This is a genomic window from Streptomyces sp. TSRI0107 (assembly GCF_001905845.1).
In the GTDB taxonomy this organism is placed as follows: Bacteria; Actinomycetota; Actinomycetes; order Streptomycetales; family Streptomycetaceae; genus Streptomyces.
On sequence record NZ_LIVZ01000005.1, the window covers coordinates 532,664 to 554,223 of the forward strand.

A 21,560-nucleotide genomic window follows, 5' to 3' on the forward strand; every position below is an offset into this window, starting at 1 on the left:
GGGGGCCTGCTCAGATGCGGGCGAACGCCTGCTCGATGATGTCGAGGCCCTCGTTCAGCAGGTCCTCGCCGATCACCAGCGGCGGCAGGAAGCGCAGCACGTTGCCGTAGGTGCCACAGGTCAGGACCAGCAGGCCCTCCGCGTGGCAGGCCTTGGCGAGCGCGGCGGTCGCCTCCGGGTTCGGCTCCTTGGTGGCGCGGTCCTTGACCAGCTCGATGGCGATCATGGCGCCGCGGCCGCGGACGTCACCGATGATGTCGAACTTCTCGGCCATGGCGGTGAGGCGGCCCTTCATGATCGCCTCGATGTTCTTCGCCTTGGCGTTGAGGTCCAGCTCCTTCATCGTCTCGATCGCGCCGAGCGCACCCGCGCAGGCGACCGGGTTGCCGCCGTAGGTGCCGCCCAGGCCGCCCGCGTGCGCGGCGTCCATGATCTCGGCGCGGCCGGTGACGGCGGCCAGCGGCAGACCGCCGGCGATGCCCTTGGCGGTGGTGATCAGGTCCGGGACGATGCCCTCGTCCTCGCAGGCGAACCACTGGCCGGTGCGGCAGAAGCCGGACTGGATCTCGTCCGCGACGAAGACGATGCCGTTGTCGTTGGCGAACTTCACGATCGCCGGCAGGAAGCCCTTGGCCGGCTCGATGAAGCCGCCCTCGCCCAGCACCGGCTCGATGATGATCGCGGCGACGTTCTCGGCGCCGACCTGCTTGGTGATCTGGTCGATGGCCTGCTTGGCGGCCTCGGGGCCGGCGTTCTCGGCGCCGGTCGGCCAGCGGTAGCCGTAGGCGACCGGGACGCGGTACACCTCGGGCGCGAACGGACCGAAGCCGTGCTTGTACGGCATGTTCTTCGCGGTCAGCGCCATCGTGAGGTTCGTACGGCCGTGGTAGCCGTGGTCGAAGACGACGACGGCCTGGCGCTTGGTGTACGCACGGGCGATCTTGACGGCGTTCTCGACGGCCTCGGCACCGCTGTTGAACAGCGCGGACTTCTTCGCGTGGTCACCCGGGGTCAGCTCCGCGAGGGCCTCGGCGACCTCCACGTAGCCCTCGTACGGGGTGACCATGAAACAGGTGTGGGTGAAGTCGGCGAGCTGCGCGGAGGCGCGGCGTACGACGGCCTCGGCGGAGGCGCCGACCGAGGTCACGGCGATACCGGAGCCGAAGTCGATCAGACGGTTGCCGTCGACGTCCTCGATGATGCCGCCGCCCGCGCGGGTGGTGAACACCGGCAGCACCGAGCCCACGCCCTGCGCGACCGTGGCGACGCGGCGGGCCTGCAGCTCCTGCGACTTCGGGCCGGGAATGGCGGTGACGACGCGGCGCTCCTGCGGAAGTGCGGTCATGAGGGCTCCTGGGGGTGTTTCCGGACGCTTGCCTTCTTTTCTCGCAGGTTAAGACGGGTGGGAGGGGGTGGGCATGCTCCATGTGGGCGTTGTCGACGGGATTCGTTGTCCGTGGTGGACATAGGCCGCCCGGGGCGGACGGTGACCGGACATTCCTTGCTGCGGGCGGGTGCCGTCGGTGCGCCCCGCCGCTCAATCGGTGAACTCCCCATGGCGGCGCGTTAGATTGACTCGCTGACGGTGGATGGAGCGGCTGCTCAGGGGGCAAAGGCGATGGACGGCGACGGGACCAGGGACGCGCGGGGCACACACGCCAATCCGGTGCCGCGTCCGGCGGGACCGCCGGAGGCGCCACCACTGCCACCGCGGCCTGCGCACGCGCCGAGTAAGCCGTCACCTACGAGCATCGCCGGGTGGCTGAATGAACCCCGCCCCGAGACCGGCCCCGGCATCTGGCGACTGGGTTACCGGCTACGGAAGGACACTGCCGAGCAGCAGCGGCTCAGCGCTGTGACGATCGCCGGCATGTTCATTCCGGTAATCCTCGGAACGATCATCTGGTCCTTCTGGCTGGACGGAATGATCCCTTACCAGTGGGCGCCGTTGCGCCTAGTCACGCCCGACGACTGGTGGGAGCCCGCGACCGCGATCAACGCCAGGCCTGGAGGGTGGGGCATCGAGGCCTTCTACGCCTACCGGGGCATCACCTTCGCCGTCCTCGTTTGGGCCATGGCCCGCCTCGGCAGCTGGGGCAAGGCGTTCCGCTACTACTTCGCCCGCAAACCCCAGCCGCGGCGCGCCGCGTCCACCGTGCTGGGTGCCGTGGTGGTGCTGGCGCTAGTGTTCCCCACCGCCTTCCCTGGAGCGTTCTGGGACCCCGTTCCAGTCGTCGACGCCCTCATCAACCTGACCCTCGCCCTCTCCCAGAGCTACGACCTGCTCCAGTCCCCGCTTTTCGTCTACAGCCTTTACACCGCCGTCGCCCTCCTCGTGATCTGGCCCTTCGCCCGGGTGGGCGACTGGCTGCCCTACGTCAAAGGGCGGCTCGCCGCCCGCCGGGCCACCGGACCGAGCGCGGCCCCCGTGCCCCCCGCCCACTGGCCCGCTCTGCGCGACGCTGGCCAGCACCAGGCCGCCGATCTACTCACCGCCGACGTGCTGGCCGGGCGGATGAACGACGTCGACTGCGCCCGGCTCACGCGCGCGTGGACGCACGCACGCAGCCAGGGCCGCTTGGCCGAGTTCACCGACGCCGTGCTGCGGCACGGCTCTGCGGCTCTCATCCACCCCTCCGGCGCCCGTGACCTGCCCATCCGCAGCGCCCGGCACGACCTGCTCGCCCAACAGGTGCGGATCGGGCGCTGGGTACCTGGGGAACGCACTCCGCACACGTACGGCGATGCCGGCGCCGCCCTTGGCCCGGCGAGCCTCGGCACCTCCCTGCTTGTCGTCGGCCCGTCCGGCGTTGGCAAGACCCGGCACGTGATCGCCCCCGTGGTCGAGTCGCTCGCCCTTCAGGCGCTCACCGGAGGCTGCGCCGTCGTCGCGGTGGGCGTGGCGGGCGCCGCTCTCGGCCCCGACAGCGCATTCGACGTCGTCGTTCGAGTCGGCGACCCGAAGTCCCCGCACGATCTCGACCCCTACGCCGACGCCGCCGATGCCGACGAGGCCGCCGCTCTGCTCGCCGAGGCGCTGGTGGGGGACCTCGACACCGGCGGCGGCCAGCGCGCCGCGACCGCGCTGGCCCAGTTGCTCGGGCCGTACCAGGCCGCTCACGGCGCATTCCCCACCCTGCCCGTGCTACGCGAGTTGCTGGCCGGGGAGCCGGCGCGTCTGACCGATCTGCGTGCCGCGCTGGCCGAGGAGCGGCACGCGGTGATGCGGCGCGAGTTGGACGCCCGCGTCCGCGCCCTGGGCACCCCCAGCGACCCCGGCCCGGTGTTGGCCGACCGGCTTGCTCTGCTGGACCGGCCCGCCTTCGCCGGGTTCTTCGGCACGGGCGACGGCCCGGTCCGGCCGTTCTCGCTGCGCGCCGTCGCCCACCACCCGCTGCGGGTCCGTATCGACCTGCCTGAGCATGGGCACGAGGAGGCAGCCCGGCTGCTCACCCGGCTCGTGCTAACCCAGTTCACCGCCATGGCCCGGAAGAGTGGACGCGACCACTTCGTCTGCCTGGTCCTCGACGACGCCACCGGCGCGGTCACCGCCGATTCCGTCCGCCGTATCCAGGGGCTGCGCTCGCTGAACGCTGGCGTGGTCCTCACGCTGCGCACGGTGGCCGACGTTCCCGAGGCGCTGCACGGCCCGCTCTACGGCGCCGTAGGCTGCCGTATGGCGATGTCCGGGGTCACCACTTGGGACGGCAGCCGCTTCGCAGGGGCCTGGGGGACCGAGTGGGTGGAGACGACGGACGTGGCTCGTCACACCGTGTTCGCCGACCAGCCCATGACTCGGGCGCTGCACGCCGTACGCAAAATGGTGACCGGCAAGTCAGTCACTACAGAGGCGGTGACCGTACGCCAGGTCGAGCGGGAACGCTGGTCCGCGTCGGAGCTGGCGCACGCGGTGCCGCCGGGTCACGCGGTGCTGTCGCTGACGAACGTCAAGGGCGAGCACGCGCCGCCGTTGCTGGTGGACCTGCGGGGGTGAAGCGGCCGTCCCGGGGTCGTACGGTGAGGCAGAATCGGTAGGGGCCGTTCATACGCGACGGCCAAAAGATCAACCGGCTCACCCGCCCCCGACCCTGAAGGCCCCATGCCTCCCACGCTCGCCTCCCTCGTCCACCACTCGGCGCTCAAGCTGACCGTGCGGGCGGGCGGGGACCGCCTGGACGTGCCCGTTCGCTGGGCCCACGTCAGCGAGCTGGCCGACCCCGTGCCGTACATGGAGGGCGGGGAGCTGCTGCTGATCACCGCGCTGAAGCTGGACGCGGAGGACCCCGAGGCCATGCGCCGCTACGTCCGGCGCCTGGTCGGCGCGGGCGTGGTCGGCCTGGGCTTCGCGGTCGGGGTGAACTACGAGGAGACCCCCAAGGCCCTGGTCGACGCGGCCGAGGAGGAAGGCCTGCCACTGCTGGAGGTGCCCCGGCGCACCCCGTTCCTCGCCATCACCAAGGCCGTCTCGGCCGCCATCGCGGCGGACCAGTACCGCGCGGTGACGGCCGGCTTCGCCGCCCAGCGGGAGCTGACCAAGCAGGCCCTGGGCGACGGCCCGGAAGGCCTGCTCGGCGCGCTCGCCGCCCAGGTCGACGGCTGGGCCGCCCTCTACGACGCGTCCGGCGCCGTCGTCGCCACGGCCCCCGAGTGGGCGGGGCGCCGTGCCGCCCGGCTGACGGCCGACGTGGAACGCCTCCGGGACCGCCCGGCACCGGCCAGCTCGGTGGTCGGCGGCCCCGACCACGAGGACCGGGTCGAGCTGCACTCGATCGGCACCGGCCGCCGCCCCCGCGCGGCACTCGCCGTCGGCACGGCCGCGGCCCTCGGCACGGCGGAGCGCTACGCGGTCCACTCGGCGATCGCCCTGCTCACCCTGACCACGGAACGCTCCCGCGCCCTGCACGCGGCGGAACAGCGGATCGGCGCGGCGGTGCTGCGGATGCTGCTGGCGGGGGAGCCCGACCACGCCCGCGCGGTGGCCGGGGACCTGTACGGCGGCCTGCTGGACGCGCCGTTCCGGGTGATCGTCGCGGAGGGCGGGACGGGCGTCGCCGGACTGGCCGAGACCGTCGAGGCGGCCGGGGCGCGCGCGGGCGAGGCGGTGCTCGCGGTCCCCGAGGGCGAGCGCCTGGTCGTCCTGGCGGCGGACGGGGGCGCGGCGGCACACGCCTGCGGCGAGTTCGCGGCGGGACTGGAGGCCGCCCGCGGCAACGGCACACCCCGCGACCCGGCGGCGGCCGAGGACGACGACGTGGTCCTCGGCATGTCGGCGCCCGCCGGCCCGATCGCCGCGGCCGCCGCGTACAAACAGGCCGAACAGGCCCTGTCGGTGGCCCGCCGCCGCGGCCGCGTCCTCGTCGAACACGAACAGCTGGCGTCCGGCTCGGTGCTGCCGCTGCTGGCGGACGACGCGGTGAAGGCCTTCGCCGACGGCCTCCTGCGCGCCCTCCACGAACACGACGCCACCGGCCGCGGCGACCTCGTCGCCTCCCTCCGCGCCTGGCTCTCCCGCCACGGCCAGTGGGACGCGGCGGCGGCGGACCTCGGCGTCCACCGCCACACCCTGCGCTACCGGATGCGGCGCGTGGAGGAGATCCTCGGACGGTCCCTGGACGATCCGGACGTCCGGATGGAGCTCTGGCTGGCGTTGAAGGCCACGGCGGGGGAGCAGTAGGCGACCGGAGGCCACGAGGCGGTGCCCGACGGTCCAAACCGGCGCACCCCCACCCCCCACCACTACGATTCGGACAAGCCCCCCACCGCCCCCGCGCCCCTACCGTGGACCCCGACAGGCAAGTACACCCCCAACGCGGAAGGGCACGGGCTACGACCATGACCTCCACCCACGCCTTCTGGCTCGCCGGCCGTCCGGTCACCGGCGAGGCCACCTTCGACGTCAGCAACCCGTGGGACGGTCGGCTGGTCGGCCAGGTCGGTGTGCCGACCGACGCGCAGATCGAGGAGGCCGTGGCCGCCGCGTACGCCGTGCGCGACGAGTTCGCCGCCACGCCCGCCCACGTACGTGCCGCCGCCCTCGACCACGTCAGCAAGCGGCTCGTCGAGCGCACCGAGGAGATCGCCCAGCTGATCTCCGCCGAGAACGGCAAGCCGATCAAGTGGGCCCGCGGCGAGGTCGGCCGTGCCGTGTCCGTGTTCCGGTTCGCGGCCGAGGAGGCCCGGCGGTTCAACGGCGGCGAGGCCCAGCGGCTCGACACCGACCAGGGCGGTCAGGGCCGGCTCGCGCTCACCCGCCGCTTCCCCAAGGGCGTCGTCCTCGGCATCGCGCCGTTCAACTTCCCGCTGAACCTGTGCGCCCACAAGGTGGCCCCCGCCATCGCCGCCGGTGCGCCGATCATCCTGAAGCCCGCGCCCGCCACCCCGCTCTCCGGTCTCATCCTGGGTGAGCTGCTGGCCGAGACCGAGCTGCCCGCGGGGTCCTGGAGCATCCTGCCGGTGCCGAACGACCGGATGCCCGCCCTCGTCCAGGACGAGCGCCTGCCGGTCATCTCCTTCACCGGTTCCGAGCAGGTCGGCTACGCGATCATGGACTCGGTGCCGCGCAAGCACTGCACCCTGGAGCTGGGCGGCAACGGCGCCGCGGTCGTGCTGGGCGACTACGCCTCCGACGCCGACCTCGACTGGGCGGCGACCCGTATCGCCACCTTCTCGAACTACCAGGGCGGCCAGTCCTGCATCTCCGTGCAGCGCGTGATCGCCGACGCCTCCGTCTACGACCGGCTGCTGCCGCGCATCGTCGCCGCCGTCGAGGCCCAGGTCACCGGTGACCCGAGCGACGACGCCACCGACGTCGGCCCGCTGGTCAGCGAGGACGCCGCCAAGCGCGTCGAGGCCTGGGTCCAGGAGGCCGTGGACGCCGGTGCCGCCCTGCTCACCGGCGGCAAGCGGGACGGCGCCTCCTACGCGCCCACCGTCCTCACCGACGTCCCCGCCGGCACCACCCTGGCCCGCGAGGAGGTCTTCGGACCGGTCCTCACCGTGCAGAAGGTGGACGGGGAGGCGGAGGCCTTCGCCGCCGTCAACGACTCCAAGTACGGCCTCCAGGCCGGTGTGTTCACGCACGACCTCCAGGTCGCCTTCCGTGCCCACCGCGCCCTCGAGGTCGGCGGTGTGGTCATCGGCGACGTGCCCTCCTACCGGGCCGACCAGATGCCGTACGGCGGCGCCAAGCAGTCCGGCGTGGGCCGCGAGGGCGTCCGGTTCGCCATGGACGACTACACCTACGAGCGGGTGCTCGTCCTGACCGGTCTCGCTCTCTGACCGGGACGACGCGGTAACAGGCCGACGGCCGGAGCCCACTGTGCGGGGGCTCCGGCCGTTGTCATGCCCGCGCGCCGGTACCGAGGTGCTCCCGGTACCACCGTCCCCAGGACGCCACGTCCGCCGGCGGGTCCGGTCGCAGTCGACGCCGGCCAGCCGCCAGGCCCGCTCACTGGCGAACCAGTTGTCCTGGGCGAGCAGCGCGAACTGACGGGCGCTCACCCGCGATCCGCTCGCCTACATCGCGCCGGTCATGGCGACCGGCAGCATGGGCGACGTCGGCAACATCACCCCCTACCTGTGGGCGTGGGGCATCGGCGGCGTCCTGGGCAGCGTCCTCATCGGCCCGCTGGTGGACCGGGTGCGCCGCCCGTACCTGCTGGTCGTCGGCATCCTGGGCCTGCTCACCCTCTCCCTCGCCCTGCTGCGGCCCGCCGCGGCGGTCACCCCGCTGCTCGCCCTGCTGCCCATCGCCGTGTGGGGTGCCGCGGGCTGGGCGCTCCAGGTCCCGCAGCAGAACGACCTGCTCCTCGCCCGGGGGGAGCGCGGCGGCTCGGTCGCCGTCGCCCTGAACGAGTCCGCCCTCTACCTCGGCAGCGCGGTGGGCTCCGGTCTCGGCGGTATCGCCTTCTCCCTCGGCTGGAGCGGCGCCGTACTCCCGCTGTGCGCGGCCGTGGCGGCCTTCCTCGGGCTGATCCTCCAGCTCACCGGCGTACGGGCCGCGCAGCGCCGCTCGTCCGGGGCGCCGGCGAAGGGCGCGCCGGTGGCGGCCGACGCCGGCCGGTGAGGGGCGGGTCCACCGCCCCGAAGGGGCCCGGCACCGAGGTCTTCCGGTGCCGGGCCCCTCTCTGTGTCGGCCTGGTCCGGACCCTCAACCGGAGAAGCCGACGTGCGCGAGCCGCAGCGGTCCGCGCAGCCTGAGGTGGACGTCGTGCACGCCCCGCGCGTCGATCCCGGCGGTCACCCGGGTGTAGTCGTACGGGCCGGACGTCGGCGCCGCAAGCGTCAGCGCCGCCAGCACCGGGCCGCCGTCCAGCGACAGCTCGACGACGCCCCCGGCGCCCGCCACCTCCACCGACACCTCGGTGACCCCGTCGCCGAAGTCGCAGTTCCGGTAGATCAGTTCGCCGGTTCCGGCCGCCGCCGGCGTCACCGCGTCCCCGGCCGTCTTCGTCCGGTCCACGATCTCCGTGCCGCTCTGCTCGTCGAAGCCGGCCGCGTCCAGGCCGCGTTCGGCCACCGCGCGGGGCATGGCGGGCTCGCCGTCCAGCGTCACCGTCGTACGCAGCCGGACGTCCTCCGAGGAAGCGCCGGCCAGCAGTTCGTACGGGCCGGACTCCAGGCGCCACCTGCCCCGCGCCACGTCCCAGAACGCGAAGGCGGACAGCGGGACTTGGAAGGAGACGTCCTGCGACTCACCCGGGGCCAGCGTGATCCGCGCGTGGTCCAGCAGTTCCCGGCGCGGCCGGATCACCGACGGGTCCGCCGCGCGCACGTACAGCTGGGCCACCTCGTCGGCGGCCACCGCGCCGGTGTTCGTGACCGTGAAGGACAGCTCCACCGCGGCGTCGTCCACCCGGACCGCCAGGCCGTCGTACGAGAACTCCGCGTACGACAGGCCGTGGCCGAACGGGAACAGCGGCGTGCCCTCGAAGTACAGGTACGTCTGGCGGCTGCCGATCACGTCGTAGTCGAGGAGGCCGGGCAGGTCCGCGTCGTCCGCGTACCAGGTCTGCGGGAGGCGGCCGGCGGGCGAGACGTCACCGGCGAGGACGCGGGCCAGGGCGGTGCCCGCGGCCTGCCCGCCGTGGGCGGTCCACAGCAGCGCCGGAAGGCGGTCGGTGTCGACCGCGTACGGGTACGCCGACACCAGCACCGTCACCGTGTTCGGGTTGGCGGCCCGGGCGGCGTTCAGCAGGCGCCGCTGGTGCTCCGGCAGCCGCAGCGTCGTACGGTCCTCCGTCTCACGGCCGTTGAGGTGCGGATCGTTGCCCGCGACCACCACGACCACGTCCGCCTCGGCCGCGACCCGTGACACCGCGTCCTCGCCGCGCTCGGCGACGACCAGTTCGAAGACCGCCGGCTCCGACTCCTCGGGCGCGGCAACCTTCAGGCCGTCCGCGGCGACACAGACGTGGTGTCCCGTACCCAGGTGCCGGAGGAGGTGGCCGTTCCCATGGGGTTCGAGACGGAACGTCTCCTGGACGATCCAGCCGCCGGGCTGGTCCGCGGAGGCGCGGACACGGCCATCCTCGGCGACGGAGACGTACCGGCCGTCGGGCGCTCGGAAGGTCAGCACGTCCTCGCCCCAGTCGATCAGGGCCAGCTCGGTGCCGGTGCCGTCGGTGGTCAGCGGCGGCAGGTCGGTGCGGCCGGCGAGCAGCGCCGGGTCGAGCGCGCCCTCGGCGCCGCGCACCCGCTCGTCCGCGTCCTCGGCTCGCGGCACGCACACGTACGAGCCGTCGGCCGTCCGGAGCCGGACCCGGTCCACGCCCTCCGCGAACGTCACCCGCTCGGCGCCGAACCGCTCGTACAGCCCCTCCAGCGGGGTGGAGCGGTGGATCAGCGTGCCGCTGTACCAGTCCAGCTTGCACTCGTCGGCGAGCAGGCCGACGACCGCGATCCGGGCGCCGGGCGCCAGCGGCAGCACGCCCTCGTTCCTGAGCAGCACGATCGCCTGCTCCGCCGTCTCCCGGGCGAGGTCCCGGTGCTCCGCGGTGTCGAAGGCGCCCGCCTCCTCGTACCCGTCGAACTCGCCGAGCCGGAAGCGGACCGAGAGCTGGCGGCGGACGGCGGTGTCGACGTCCGCCTCGGTCAGCAGGCCCCGCTCCAGGGCGCCGCGCACCCGGGCGGTGATCTTCGAGCCGTCCGTGCCGTGGTCGGTGAAGCTGTCGACGCCGGCCAGCAGGGCCGCCGCCGTCGCCTCCTCGTGGGTGTCGAAGTAGTGCTCGGAGTCGACCAGGTTGGACGGCGCGCCCGCGTCCGAGCAGACCAGCAGGTCCTGGTCCGTCCAGGCGCGCAGCTGCTCGCGCAGATACGGGGAGACGTGGTTCGGGCGGCCGTTGACCAGGTTGTACGCCGGCATCACCCCGGCGACCGCGCCCGCCTCGACGGTGTCGCGGAAGGCCCGCAGGTCGTACTCGTGCAGGACGCGCGGGCGCACCGAGGACGAGGTGGTGTCCCGGTCCGTCTCGTTGTTGTGCGCGAGCCAGTGCTTGAGGACCGGGGCCGTGCGCCAGTACGCCGGGTGGTCGCCGCGCAGGCCGTGCGTGTAGGCGGTGGCGATCGCCGAGGTCAGCTTCGGGTCCTCGGAGTAGCCCTCCTCGTTGCGGCCCCACAGCGGGTGGCGCAGCAGGTTCACCGTCGGCGCCCACACGTTGAGGCCGACCCGCTCGTCGCGGGCCCGCATCGCGCGGACCTCCTTCGACACCGCGTCGCCGACCCGGCGCACCAGCTCCGGGTTCCAGGTCGCGCCGAGGCCGACCGCCTGCGGGAACACGGTCGCCGGGCCCATCCAGGCCACGCCGTGCAGGGCCTCCTGCCCGGTGCGGAACGCGGCGATGCCGAGCCGTTCCACGGCGGGCGCGAACTGGTGCAGGAAGGAGACCTTCTCGTCGAGGGTGAGCCGCGCCAGCAGGTCGTCGATGCGCTTCGCGAACGGCAGTCGCGGATCGCGGAAAGGCGGCGTAGGCGGCGTTTGTGCGGTCACGTGGGGTTCCCCTTGCGATGGAGCGGCGAGGCGCTTTCGAAGCGCTTCGATGCTCATTCGTCCCCGGGTGGGTGTCAAGACATCGCGGGGCAACAACTCCGGGATCCCGCCGACATTTCAAGGGATGTAGGAGTCGGGTCCAGCCCGGCGCCCGGACCCGCGGGCTTCGAGGAATCTTGGGAACGGGCCCTTGTGCACCCCCGGGGGTTCACTTAACCTCGCAGCAACATCGAAGCGCTTCGACGCCGCCCACCTTCAAAAGTCGAAGTGACGCTTCAGCTCAGCCAGTTCCACTCAAGACACCGCAGCCGACGGCCCCACCGCCGGGTGTCCTGGTGCGCCACGAAGGGTTGACGCAATGACGCCGAACGCCGCTTCCGCCTCCTCCGGCCCGAGCCGGAGAAGCTTCCTCGCCTCCACGGCGGTCGCCACCGCAGCGGTGGCCGGGGGCATGCCGCTGCTCGCCGCCTGTGGCGGTTCCGACGACGGCGACTCCCGCGAAGGCACCACGTCGGGCAAGAAGGCCCAGAAGCTGCTGCCGGCGTACGTGGCGAGCAACGTGGTGTCCCCGGACATCCCGGCGAAGAACGGCTCCGCGATCGGCTTCACCCGGAAGCTGGAACTCGCCGACCTGAAGACCTCGGTGCCGAAGAAGCTCGGCAAGGGCGGTTCCATCCGGATCATGTCGCCGTTCTGGGGCTCGCCGCCGAAGGGCGACAACCCCTACTACAAGGCGATGAACGACCTGATCGGCGTCGACATCTCCTGGCAGAACCAGGACGGCATCACCTACGACGAGAAGCTGGGCGCGGTCCTCGCCTCCAGTGACATGCCGGACGTCGTGGTGATCCCCAGCTGGAACATGGGCGGCAAGATACCCAGCGCCATCATCAGCAAGTTCGCCGACCTCGGCCCCTACCTCTCCGGCGACGCGGTCAAGAAGTACCCCAACCTCGCCGCCATCCCGACCGAGGCCTGGCAGTACTCCATCTTCGGCGGCAGACTGCGCGGCCTGCCCCAGCCCGCCCCCTCCGTCACCGGCATCGTGCCCTTCTACCGCAAGGACGTCTTCGACAAGGAGGGCTGGGAACTCCCGCGCACCGCCGACGAGTTCCTGTCCTTCGCCAAGGACATCACCGACGCCAAGGCGAAGGTGTGGGCGTGCGACGACATGAAGTGGACCGCCTTCAACATCTTCGGCGTGCTGTCCGGCAGCGAGAAGCCGCTCGGCTGGAACCAGGTCGACGGCAAGCTGGTCTACCGCGTCGAGACCGACGAGTACCTGGAAGCGCTGGAGTGGACCCGCAAGCTCTACGCGGCCGGAGTGGTCCACCCCGACGCCAAGGCGGCCAACCAGGGCACCGCGGCCGACCGGTTCACCTCCGGCCAGGTGCTGATGTACAACAACAACATCTCGGACTGGTGGGGCAAGATGGCCGAACAGTCCACCCAGAACCCGGACTTCCGGATCTCCGGCATGGACATCTTCGCCCACGACGGCGGCGACCCCCGGCTGTGGGCCGGATCGCCCGCCGGCATCTTCGCCTTCGTCAACAAGAAGGCGTCCAAGGCCGTCATCGAGGACGTGCTCGCCGCCGCGAACGTCACCGCCGCCCCGTACGGCACCAAGGAGTACATGCTCACCAACTACGGGGTCGAGGGCACGCACTACACCGTCGAGGACGGCATGCCCGTCAAGAACGACAAGGGCAACCAGGAGGTGATCAACGCCTACGTGATGCTTGCCAGCCCCGCCGCCACCATCGCGCACCCGGACTTCCCGGAGATCGCGAAGGAGCAGGTGGAGTGGCAGCAGCGGATGGGCGGCTTCACCAGGAAGTCCGCGTTCTGGGGCATGCAGATCACCGAACCGGCCCGCTTCACCAACCTCTCCAACGACTTCGAGCAGCTGGAGGACGACATCGTCCGCGGCCGCAAGAAGACCGGCGACATGCAGCAGGCCGTCTCCGACTGGAAGAAGCAGGGCGGCGACAAGCTGCGCGACTGGTACCAGAAGCTGCTCGACGACAACGGTTCCGCGCAGTGACCCGGCGCTGAGGCAAGGAGAAGGCCGTGTCCCACAGCACGGTGCCTCGCAGCAGGGACGAGGCGAAGACGAAGAGGACCGTCGCGGAGACGGCCGGCACCGCCGCCACGCGGCGCCCGGAGAGACGGCCGGGCAGGCTGAGCCTGCGGCTGAGGCTGCGCCGCGACCGCACGCTGATCCTGATGACCCTGCCGGCCGTCGCGCTGGTCCTGGTCTTCAACTACATACCGATCCTGGGCAACGTCGTCGCCTTCCAGGAGTACGACCCCTACATCAGCGACAACGGGTTCGTCGCCATCCTGGAGAGCCCCTGGGTGGGCTTCGAGCAGTTCCAGCGGATCTTCGAGGACTCGGCGTTCTGGGACGCGGTGCGGAACACACTGGTGCTGTTCCTCCTGCAACTGGTGCTGTTCTTCCCGGTCCCGATCCTGCTGGCGCTGCTCATCAACAGCGTGATCAGGCCCCGGGTGCGGGCGGTGGCGCAGGCGATCCTCTACCTGCCGCACTTCTTCTCCTGGGTGCTGGTCATCACGGTCTTCCAGCAGATCTTCGGCGGCGCCGGCATCATCGCCCAGACGCTGCGCCGACACGGGTACGAGGGCTTCGACCTCATGACCGACCCCGGGATCTTCAAGTTCCTGGTGACGGCCGAGGGCGTCTGGAAGGACGCGGGCTGGGGCATCATCGTCTTCCTCGCCGCCCTCGCCTCCGTCAGCCCCGACCTGTACGAGGCGGCGGCCATGGACGGCGCCGGGCGCTGGCGGCGGATGTGGCACGTCACGCTGCCGGCCCTGCGTCCCGTGATCGCGCTGCTGCTGGTGCTGCGGGTCGGCGACGCGCTCACCGTCGGCTTCGAGCAGATCCTGCTGCAACGCGACGCGGTCGGACCCGGCGCGGCGGAGGTCCTCGACACCTATGTGTGGTGGAACGGCGTCCGCAACCAGGACTTCGGCTTCGCCGCAGCCGCGGGCCTGATCAAGGGGCTGGTGAGCGTCGCGCTCGTGCTCGCCGCGAACAAGGTGGCCCACATGATGGGCGAGCAGGGGGTGTACAAGAAGTGACCGCCGTCATCGACGACCGGCAGGTGCGCGAACCCCGCTGGTGGGACGCCCCGCCGCGGCCCGTCTGGGAGGAGCGGCCCGGCGGCGCCGGACTCGCGGGCAAGGGCATCGTCCTCGCCGGCGCCTGCCTCGCCGTGCTTTTCCCGCTGTGGATCGTCGTCGTCACCAGTCTGTCCTCGAAGCAGACCATCACCGAGGCCGGCGGCCTGGTGCTGATCCCCAGGGACATCACCTTCGTCGCCTACCAGGAACTGCTGAGCGGCGGCCAGGTCACCCGGGCCACCGTGGTCAGCCTCGTCGTCACCCTCGTGGGCACGCTGTTCTCGATGACGGTGTCCGTCCTCGCGGCGTACGGGCTCTCCCGCACCGGTTCGCTCGGGCACCGCTGGCTGCTGATGACGCTGCTCGCCACGATGTTCTTCGGCGCCGGGCTGATCCCCACGTATCTGCTGGTGCAGTCGCTGGGGCTCACCGACACCTATCTCGCGCTGATCCTGCCGAGTGCCGTGAGCGTCTTCAACATCCTGGTGCTGCGCGGGTTCTTCATGAACATCTCGCCGGAGCTGATCGACAGCGCGCGGATCGACGGGGCGGGGGACTGGCGGATCCTGTGGAAGATCGTGATGCCGCTGTCGCGTGCCGTGATCGCGGTGATCACGCTGTTCTACGCCGTCGGCTACTGGAGCGCGTGGTTCAACGCGTCGATCTACCTGACCGACCAGGACATGATGCCGCTGCAGAACGTCATGATCCAGCTGGTGCAGAAGCAGGAGCAGCCGGTGGGGATGAGCCAGGCGATCAGGACCGGGCAGATCTCCGCGCTGGCGGTGCAGATGGCGGTGATGGTGCTCGCGCTGCTGCCGGTGGCGATCGTCTCGCCGTTCGTCCAGAAGCACTTCAAGAAGGGGATGCTGACGGGCGCGGTGAAGGGCTGAGCGGGGCGCGGTCGCAACAGGGGGCTTCTGTCTCCTGGCGGCCGCGGGTCCGTGGTGGCTTGTCGCGCAGTTCCCCGCGCCCCTGGGTAACTCCTCCTGCCCTCTCTTCATCAGAACCGAGGTATGTCATGCACACGCCCCGCCCCAGCAGAAGAACCGTCCTCGCCGGGACCGCTGCCGCCGCCGCGATCACCGCCCTGCCGGCGTTCCAGGGGACCGCCCGGGCCGCCGGGACCGCCCCCGCCTACCGCTGGCGGAACGTCGTCATCGGCGGCACCGGATTCATCACCGGCGTCCTCTTCCACCCCGCCGTGCGCGGACTCGCCTACGCCCGTACGGACATCGGCGGCGCCTACCGCTGGGACGACCGGGCCGCGCGGTGGACGCCGCTGACCGACCACATCGGCTGGGACGACTGGAACCTCACCGGCGTCGAGGCGATCGCCGTCGACCCCGCGCACCCGGACCGGCTCTACCTCGCCGTCGGCACGTACACCCAGTCGTGGGCCGGCAACGGTGCCGTGCTGCGCTCCGAGGACCGGGGCGCCAGCTGGCGGCGCACCGACCTCACGGTGAAGCTCGGCGCCAACGAGGACGGCCGGGGCGCGGGGGAGCGGCTGCTCGTCGACCCGCGCGACAGCGACACCCTGTGGCTGGGCACCCGGCACGACGGACTGCTGAAGTCGACGGACCGGGGAGCGAGCTGGGCACCCGCGCCCGGCTTCCCGCCCGCCCCCGACGCCTCCGGGCAGGGCATCACCTTCCTGGTCGCGGCGGGCCGCGTGGTCTACGCCGGCTGGGGCGACGGCACCTCGGCGCACCTCTTCCGCACGGCGGACGGCGGCACCTGGGAGGCCGTACCCGGGCAGCCGGCCGGCCCGGCCGCCAAGGTGCCGATCCGCGCCGCGTACGACCGGCACGCCCGCGAGCTGTACGTGACGTACGCCGACGCGCCCGGCCCCAACGGCCAGTCCGACGGCAGTGTGCACAAGCTGTCCACCGCCGGCGGCGAGTGGACCGAGGTGACGCCGGTGAGGCCGGGCGGCACCAACCCTGGGGGCACCTCCCACGCGTTGAGCAGTGGGGGAGGGTCGGCCGACACCTTCGGCTACGGCGGTGTCGCCGTCGACGCCCGCCGCCCCGGCACCGTCGTCGTCTCCACCAACAACCGCTGGGCCGCCGTCGACACCCTGTACCGGTCCACGGACGGCGGGCGCACCTGGACCTCCCTCAAGGAGTCCGCCGTCCTCGACGTGTCCGAGACGCCGTACCTGAAGTGGGGTGAGGACAGGCCCAAGTTCGGCTGGTGGATCCAGGCGCTCGCCGTCGACCCGTACGACTCCCGTCACATCGTCTACGGCACCGGCGCCACCCTGTACGGCACCCGTGACCTCAGGCACTGGGCGCCGTGGATCCGCGGCCTGGAGGAGAGCGCCGTACGGCAGCTCGTCTCGCCGCCGGCCGGGCGGGCGCACCTGATCAGCGGGCTCGGGGACATCGGGGTGATGTACCACGAGCGGCTGACCGCGTCCCCGTCGCGCGGCATGGCCGCGAACCCCGTGACCGGCACGTCGACCGGGCTCGCGCAGGCGGCCCGCAAGCCTGCGTACGTGGTGCGTACCGGCTGGGGCGACCACGGCAACGGGGCGTACTCCACCGACGGCGGCCGCAGCTGGGCGCCCTTCGCCGCCCAGCCGGACCTCGCGAAGGACGCGCCGGGACCGATCGCCGTGAACGCCGACGGGACCGTGCTGCTGTGGACCTTCGTGCACTGGGACGGCACCAGGTACCCGGCCTGCCGCTCCGCCGACAACGGAGCCGCCTGGACCGAGGTCGCCTCCTTCCCGAAGGGCGCCACACCGGTCGCCGACCCGGTCGACCCGACGCTGTTCTACGCGTACGACACCGACACGGGCACACTGCTCGCCAGCACCGACAGCGGCCGCACCTTCACCGCCCGCGCGAGCGGACTGCCCTCCGGGGACACCCAGTTCAGGGTGGTCGCGGCCCCGGGCCGGTCCGGTGACCTGTGGCTGAGCGCCAAGTGGAACGGGCTGTACCGCTCCACCGACGGCGGCGCGAGCTTCGCGAAGCTCGGCAGCTGCTGGGCCTCGTACACCCTCGGCTTCGGCAAGGCCGCCGACGGCGCGGACTACCCCGCGCTCTACATGGTGGGTGCCACGGAGGCCGTCACCGCCGTGTACCGCTCCGACGACGAGGCCGGCAGCTGGCTGCGGATCAACGACGACGCCCACCAGTGGGGCTGGACCGGCGAGACGATCACCGGCGACCCGCGCGTGTACGGCCGCGTCTACCTCGCCACCAACGGCCGCGGAATCCAGTACGGGGAGCCCGTCTGATGCCCGGCCTGAACACCGCCACCCGCGGCCGGCTGCTCTTCGGCGGCGACTACAACCCCGAACAGTGGCCCGAGGAGACCTGGCACGAGGACGTCCGGCTGATGAAGGACGCCGGCGTCAACTCCGTCACCCTCGGCGTCTTCTCCTGGTCGAAGCTGGAACCCGAGCCCGGGGCACGGGAGTTCGGCTGGCTGGACACGCTGATGGACCTGATGCACGACCACGGCATCGGCGTCGTCCTCGCCACCCCCACCGCCTCGCCCCCGCCCTGGCTCGGCCGGCTGCACCCCGAGACCCTGCCCCGGGACGCCGACGGCCGGACCGAGCACTGGGGCGGACGGCAGCACTTCTCGCACTCCAGCGCCGTCTACCGCCGGCACGCCGCCGCCATCACCGAGGACCTGGCCGCCCGCTACGGCGGCCACCCCGCCCTCACGATGTGGCACATCAACAACGAGTACTGCACCTTCGACCACGGCGACGAGGCCGCCGCCCGCTTCCGCACCTGGCTCCGGCGCCGCTACGGCAGCCTCGACGCCCTCAACACCGCCTGGGGCACCGCCTTCTGGAGCCAGGGCTACGACACCTGGGACGGTGTCATCCCGCCCCGCCGCGCCCACTACCTGCACAACCCCGCACAGGTGCTGGACTTCCGGCGCTTCACCTCCGACATGCTGCTGGAGTGCTACACCGCCGAACGGGACATCGTCCGGCGGCACACCCCGCACCTCCCGGTCACCACCAACTTCATGCCGCTGTGGACGGGCCAGGACGCCTGGCGCTGGGCCGAGGAGGAGGACGTCGTCTCCGTCGACCTCTACCCCGACCCGCGCGACCCGCTCGGCGCGCAGCACGGCGCCCTCGTCCAGGACATGACCCGCTCCCAGGCGGGCGGCCCCTGGATGCTGATGGAGCAGGCGGCGGGCCCGGTCAACTGGCGCGGCGTCAACCACCCCAAGCCCCGCGGGCTCAACCGGCTCTGGTCCCTCCAGGCCGTGGCCCGCGGCGCGGACGCCGTCTGCTACTTCCAGTGGCGGCAGTCCCGGCAGGGCGCGGAGAAGTTCCACTCCGGGATGGTCAGCCACGCGGGGGAGCGGGGCCGCACCTTCCAGGAGGTCAAGCGGCTCGGCGCGGACTTCCGAAAGCTCGGCGAGGTCACCGGCACCGGCATCACCGCGGACGTGGCGATCCTGCACGACTGGCACGCCTGGTGGGCCGGCGCCCAGGACGGCCGCCCGTCCACCCGGGTCGACCACCCCGCCGTGCTGCACGCCTGGCACCGGGCCCTGTGGGAGGCCCACCTCACCACCGACTTCGCCCACCCCGAGCACGACCTGAGCCGCTACCGCCTGGTCGTCGTCCCACAGCTCTACCTGCTCACCGACGCGGCGATCGAGAACCTGCTCGGCTACGTCCGCGAGGGCGGCACCCTCGTCTGCGGCTTCCTCACCGGCGTCGCCGACGAGGACGACCGGGTCCGCCCCGGCGGCATGGACGCCCGGCTGCGGGAGCTGTTCGGCATCCGCGTGCTGCACGAGTGGTGGCCGCTGGACGAGGGGGAGACCGCCGAGTGCGAAGGCTTTTGCGGCACGCTGTGGTCGGAGGAGATCGAGGCCGCGGACGACGTCACCGAGACCGTCCCCTACAAGGGCGGTGAGCTGGACGGGCTGCCCGCGCTGCTGCGCAGGGACCGCGCCTGGTACCTCTCCACCCTCCCCGAGCCGGACGCCCTGCGCGCCCTGCTGTCCCGCGCCGCGGCCAAGGCCGGGGTGCGCCCGGTCCTCGACGGACTCCCGGCCACGGTGGAGGCGGTCCGCCGCGGCGGGCTGCTGTTCGTGCTGAACCACGGCCGCGAGCCGGTGACCGTGCCCGTGCCGGGCCGCCACCACGACCTGCTCACCGGGACGACGGTGACGGACGAGGTCCGCCTCGACCGCTACGGCGTGGCGGTGCTGCGGCCATGAGCACCACACCCGTGCACGCCACCTGGGAACCCCGGCCGGCCGGCCGCTGGGAGGACGCCTTCCTCAGCGGCAACGGCCGGCACGGCGCCCTTGTGTTCGGTGACCCGAACGACGACCGGGTCATCGTCACCCATCACACCCTCGTCCGCCCGGACGGCGACGACCACCGCCGCCGCCCGCCCCAGCTCGCCGCCGGGCTCGCCGCCCTCCAGGACCGGCTGCTCGCGGGCGACACCACCGCCGCCGAGACCTTCACCGACGGCCGCCCCCTGCAATGGGTGCGCCCCTTCCACCCGGCGTTCCGGACCCGCCTGCGCCGCGCGGACACCCGCGACGCGCCCTACCGCCGGTCGGTCGACTTCACCACCGGCGAGGTCACCGCCGTCCACGACGGCTGGACCAGCCGCGTCTTCGTCTCCCGCGCCGACGACGTGATCGTCCAGCGGGTCACCGCCCCCGGCCTCACCGCCGACCTGTGCCTGGACCCCCGCCTCCCCGGCGCCCCGCACGGCCTCGGCGTCGGCGACGGAGCCGTCCTCATCCCCGAGGGCGCCCTGCTCAGTCTGCGCGTGCGCTACCCGGACGGCGACCTCGCCTACACCGGCGTCACCCTGGCCGCCGTCGAGGGCGGCACGACCAGGCTCGCGCCGCCCGGCGCCCGCGTCGAGGGCGCGGCGTCCGTGCTGCTCCTCACCCGGGTGCGCCGCCACACCGGCGAGCTGGACGTACTGGCCGAGGGCCGCGCCCTGCGCGACCTGCTGAACGGCACCTCCTACGACGAACTCCTGGCCCGGCACACCGCCCGGCACCGCGCCGCCTACCGCCGCGTCACCCTCGACCTGGCCGCCGACCCGGCCGAGCGCGCCCTGCCGGGCTCCGAGCTGCTGGCCCGCCCGCAGAGCCCGGCGCTGCTGGAGCGCCTGTTCGCCGCCGGCCGGTACCACCTGCTGTCCGCGAGCGGCATGCTCCCGCCCCGCCTCGTCGGCCTGTGGACCGGCGACTGGAACACCGCCTGGTCCGGCGCGTTCACCAACGACGCCAACCTGGGCCTCCAGACCGCCTCCGCCGCGGCCGCCGCCCTGCCCGAGGTGACCGAGGCGCACGCCGCCCTCGTGCACGGGCAGCTGGACGACTGGCGGGACAACGCCCGCGCCGTCTTCGGCGCGCGCGGAGTCGTCGCGCCCGCCCACACCGACGGCGAGTCCGGGCACACGTACCACTTCAGCCGCGAATACCCCCTGCACCTGTGGACCGCCGGAGCCGACTGGCTGCTCAAGCCGCTCGTCGACCACGACGAGACCCACGGCACCCGCGACCCGCGCACCGCCGCCGCGCTCGCCGAAGTCGCCCTCTTCTACGAGGACTTCCTCACCCGCACCGACGCCGACGGCCGGCTCGTGATCGTCCCCTCCTACTCGCCGGAGAACCGCCCGGCCAACGCGAGCTGGGGGACGGTCGACGCGGCCATGGACCTCTCCGCGGCCCGGCACGCCCTGCTGACCGCCGCCGCGTACCACCCCGAGCACGCCGGCCGCTGGCGTGCCCTCGCCGACCGGCTCCCCCCGCACCGGATCAACGAGGACGGCGCCCTCGCCGAATGGGCCCGGCCCGGCCTGGAGGACTCCTACGACCACCGCCACCTCAGCCACCTGTACGGCGTCTGGCCGCTGGACGAGATCAACCCCTACGACACCCCCGGCCTGGCCGCGGCCGCCCACCGGGCGCTCGAACTGCGCGGCGCCGAGAACGACTCCGCGCACGGCCATCTGCACCACGCCCTGATCGCCGCCCGCCTCCGCGACGCCGACCGGGTCGCGCACGCGCTCGACCAGGTGCTGGCCGGCGACTTCTTCCACGCCTCCCTGATGAGCGCCCACTATCCGAGGCGCGACGTCTACAACGCGGACGCCGCGCACACCCTGCCCGCCGTACTGATCGACATGCTCGTCCAGTCGACCCCCGACCGGCTCGTCCTGCTCCCCGCCCTCCCCGCCCGCCTTCCGGCGGGCGAACTGCGGGGCGTGCGCACCCGGTTCGGCGCGACGGTCGACCTCGCCTGGCGCCCCGACGGGACGACCGCGGTCGTACGGCCCTCCCGCACCGCCCGCGTGGAACTCAGGACCCCCTCCGGCGCCGAGCCGCTCGACCTGGTCGCCGGAGAGGACCGCGTCCTCGACCTGAGGACGCGGTGACCCCCGCAACTCCC

At 72.6% G+C, this 21,560-nt stretch carries 12 protein-coding genes; 10 read left to right on the forward strand and 2 right to left on the reverse strand.

What is annotated here, in order from left to right; genetic code table 11:
• Positions 1-10: 10 nt before the first annotated feature.
• Entirely contained in the window at positions 11-1,345 is a 1,335-nt protein-coding gene (gene gabT, locus AMK31_RS16180; protein WP_073941213.1) for a 4-aminobutyrate--2-oxoglutarate transaminase, read from the reverse strand.
• Positions 1,346-1,618: 273 nt separating this feature from the next.
• On the opposite strand from gabT, the gene AMK31_RS16185 reads away from it, so the two are divergent.
• The 4 genes from AMK31_RS16185 to AMK31_RS16200 all read left to right on the forward strand — a co-directional run bounded on the left by AMK31_RS16185 (position 1,619) and on the right by AMK31_RS16200 (position 8,065).
• Positions 1,619-3,994 (forward strand): ATP/GTP-binding protein, encoded by a 2,376-nt coding sequence (locus AMK31_RS16185; protein ID WP_073941214.1) that lies wholly within the window; start codon positions 1,619-1,621, stop codon positions 3,992-3,994.
• Between the two features lie 105 nt (positions 3,995-4,099).
• On the forward strand, positions 4,100-5,674 hold the full coding sequence (locus AMK31_RS16190) for a PucR family transcriptional regulator (protein WP_073941215.1): 1,575 nt from the start codon (positions 4,100-4,102) through the stop codon (positions 5,672-5,674).
• 158 nt (positions 5,675-5,832) lie between these two features.
• Positions 5,833-7,278 (forward strand): aldehyde dehydrogenase family protein, encoded by a 1,446-nt coding sequence (locus AMK31_RS16195; RefSeq protein WP_073941216.1) that lies wholly within the window; start codon positions 5,833-5,835, stop codon positions 7,276-7,278.
• 253 nt (positions 7,279-7,531) lie between these two features.
• On the forward strand, positions 7,532-8,065 hold the full coding sequence (locus AMK31_RS16200; protein WP_073941217.1) for an MFS transporter: 534 nt from the start codon (positions 7,532-7,534) through the stop codon (positions 8,063-8,065).
• Positions 8,066-8,149: 84 nt separating this feature from the next.
• On the opposite strand, the gene AMK31_RS16205 is transcribed toward AMK31_RS16200, so the two are convergent.
• Positions 8,150-10,987: a glycoside hydrolase family 3 protein gene (locus AMK31_RS16205; RefSeq protein WP_073941218.1), complete on the reverse strand. Its 2,838-nt coding sequence runs from the start codon at positions 10,985-10,987 to the stop codon at positions 8,150-8,152.
• Between the two features lie 358 nt (positions 10,988-11,345).
• On the opposite strand from AMK31_RS16205, the gene AMK31_RS16210 reads away from it, so the two are divergent.
• The 6 genes from AMK31_RS16210 (at position 11,346) to AMK31_RS16235 (ending at position 21,546) form a co-directional block, all read left to right on the forward strand.
• On the forward strand, positions 11,346-13,034 hold the full coding sequence (locus AMK31_RS16210; RefSeq protein ID WP_073941219.1) for an extracellular solute-binding protein: 1,689 nt from the start codon (positions 11,346-11,348) through the stop codon (positions 13,032-13,034).
• Between the two features lie 26 nt (positions 13,035-13,060).
• Complete coding sequence (locus AMK31_RS16215; RefSeq protein ID WP_073941220.1) at positions 13,061-14,095, forward strand: ABC transporter permease; 1,035 nt, start codon at positions 13,061-13,063, stop codon at positions 14,093-14,095.
• A complete protein-coding gene (locus AMK31_RS16220; protein ID WP_073941221.1) occupies positions 14,092-15,030 on the forward strand; it encodes a carbohydrate ABC transporter permease in 939 nt (312 codons plus the stop codon). The genes AMK31_RS16215 and AMK31_RS16220 overlap by 4 nt, the downstream gene beginning before the upstream one ends.
• Positions 15,031-15,158: 128 nt before the next feature.
• Positions 15,159-17,390, forward strand: coding sequence for a WD40/YVTN/BNR-like repeat-containing protein (locus AMK31_RS16225; protein WP_073941222.1), 2,232 nt, complete (start codon positions 15,159-15,161; stop codon positions 17,388-17,390).
• The gene (locus tag AMK31_RS16230; RefSeq protein ID WP_073941223.1) at positions 17,390-19,354 is read left to right on the forward strand and encodes a beta-galactosidase; all 1,965 of its coding nucleotides are present in this window, start codon (positions 17,390-17,392) and stop codon (positions 19,352-19,354) included. Before AMK31_RS16225 ends, AMK31_RS16230 begins: the two co-directional genes overlap by 1 nt.
• Positions 19,351-21,546: a glycosyl hydrolase family 95 catalytic domain-containing protein gene (locus AMK31_RS16235; protein WP_073941224.1), complete on the forward strand. Its 2,196-nt coding sequence runs from the start codon at positions 19,351-19,353 to the stop codon at positions 21,544-21,546. The genes AMK31_RS16230 and AMK31_RS16235 overlap by 4 nt, the downstream gene beginning before the upstream one ends.
• Positions 21,547-21,560 lie beyond the last annotated feature (14 nt).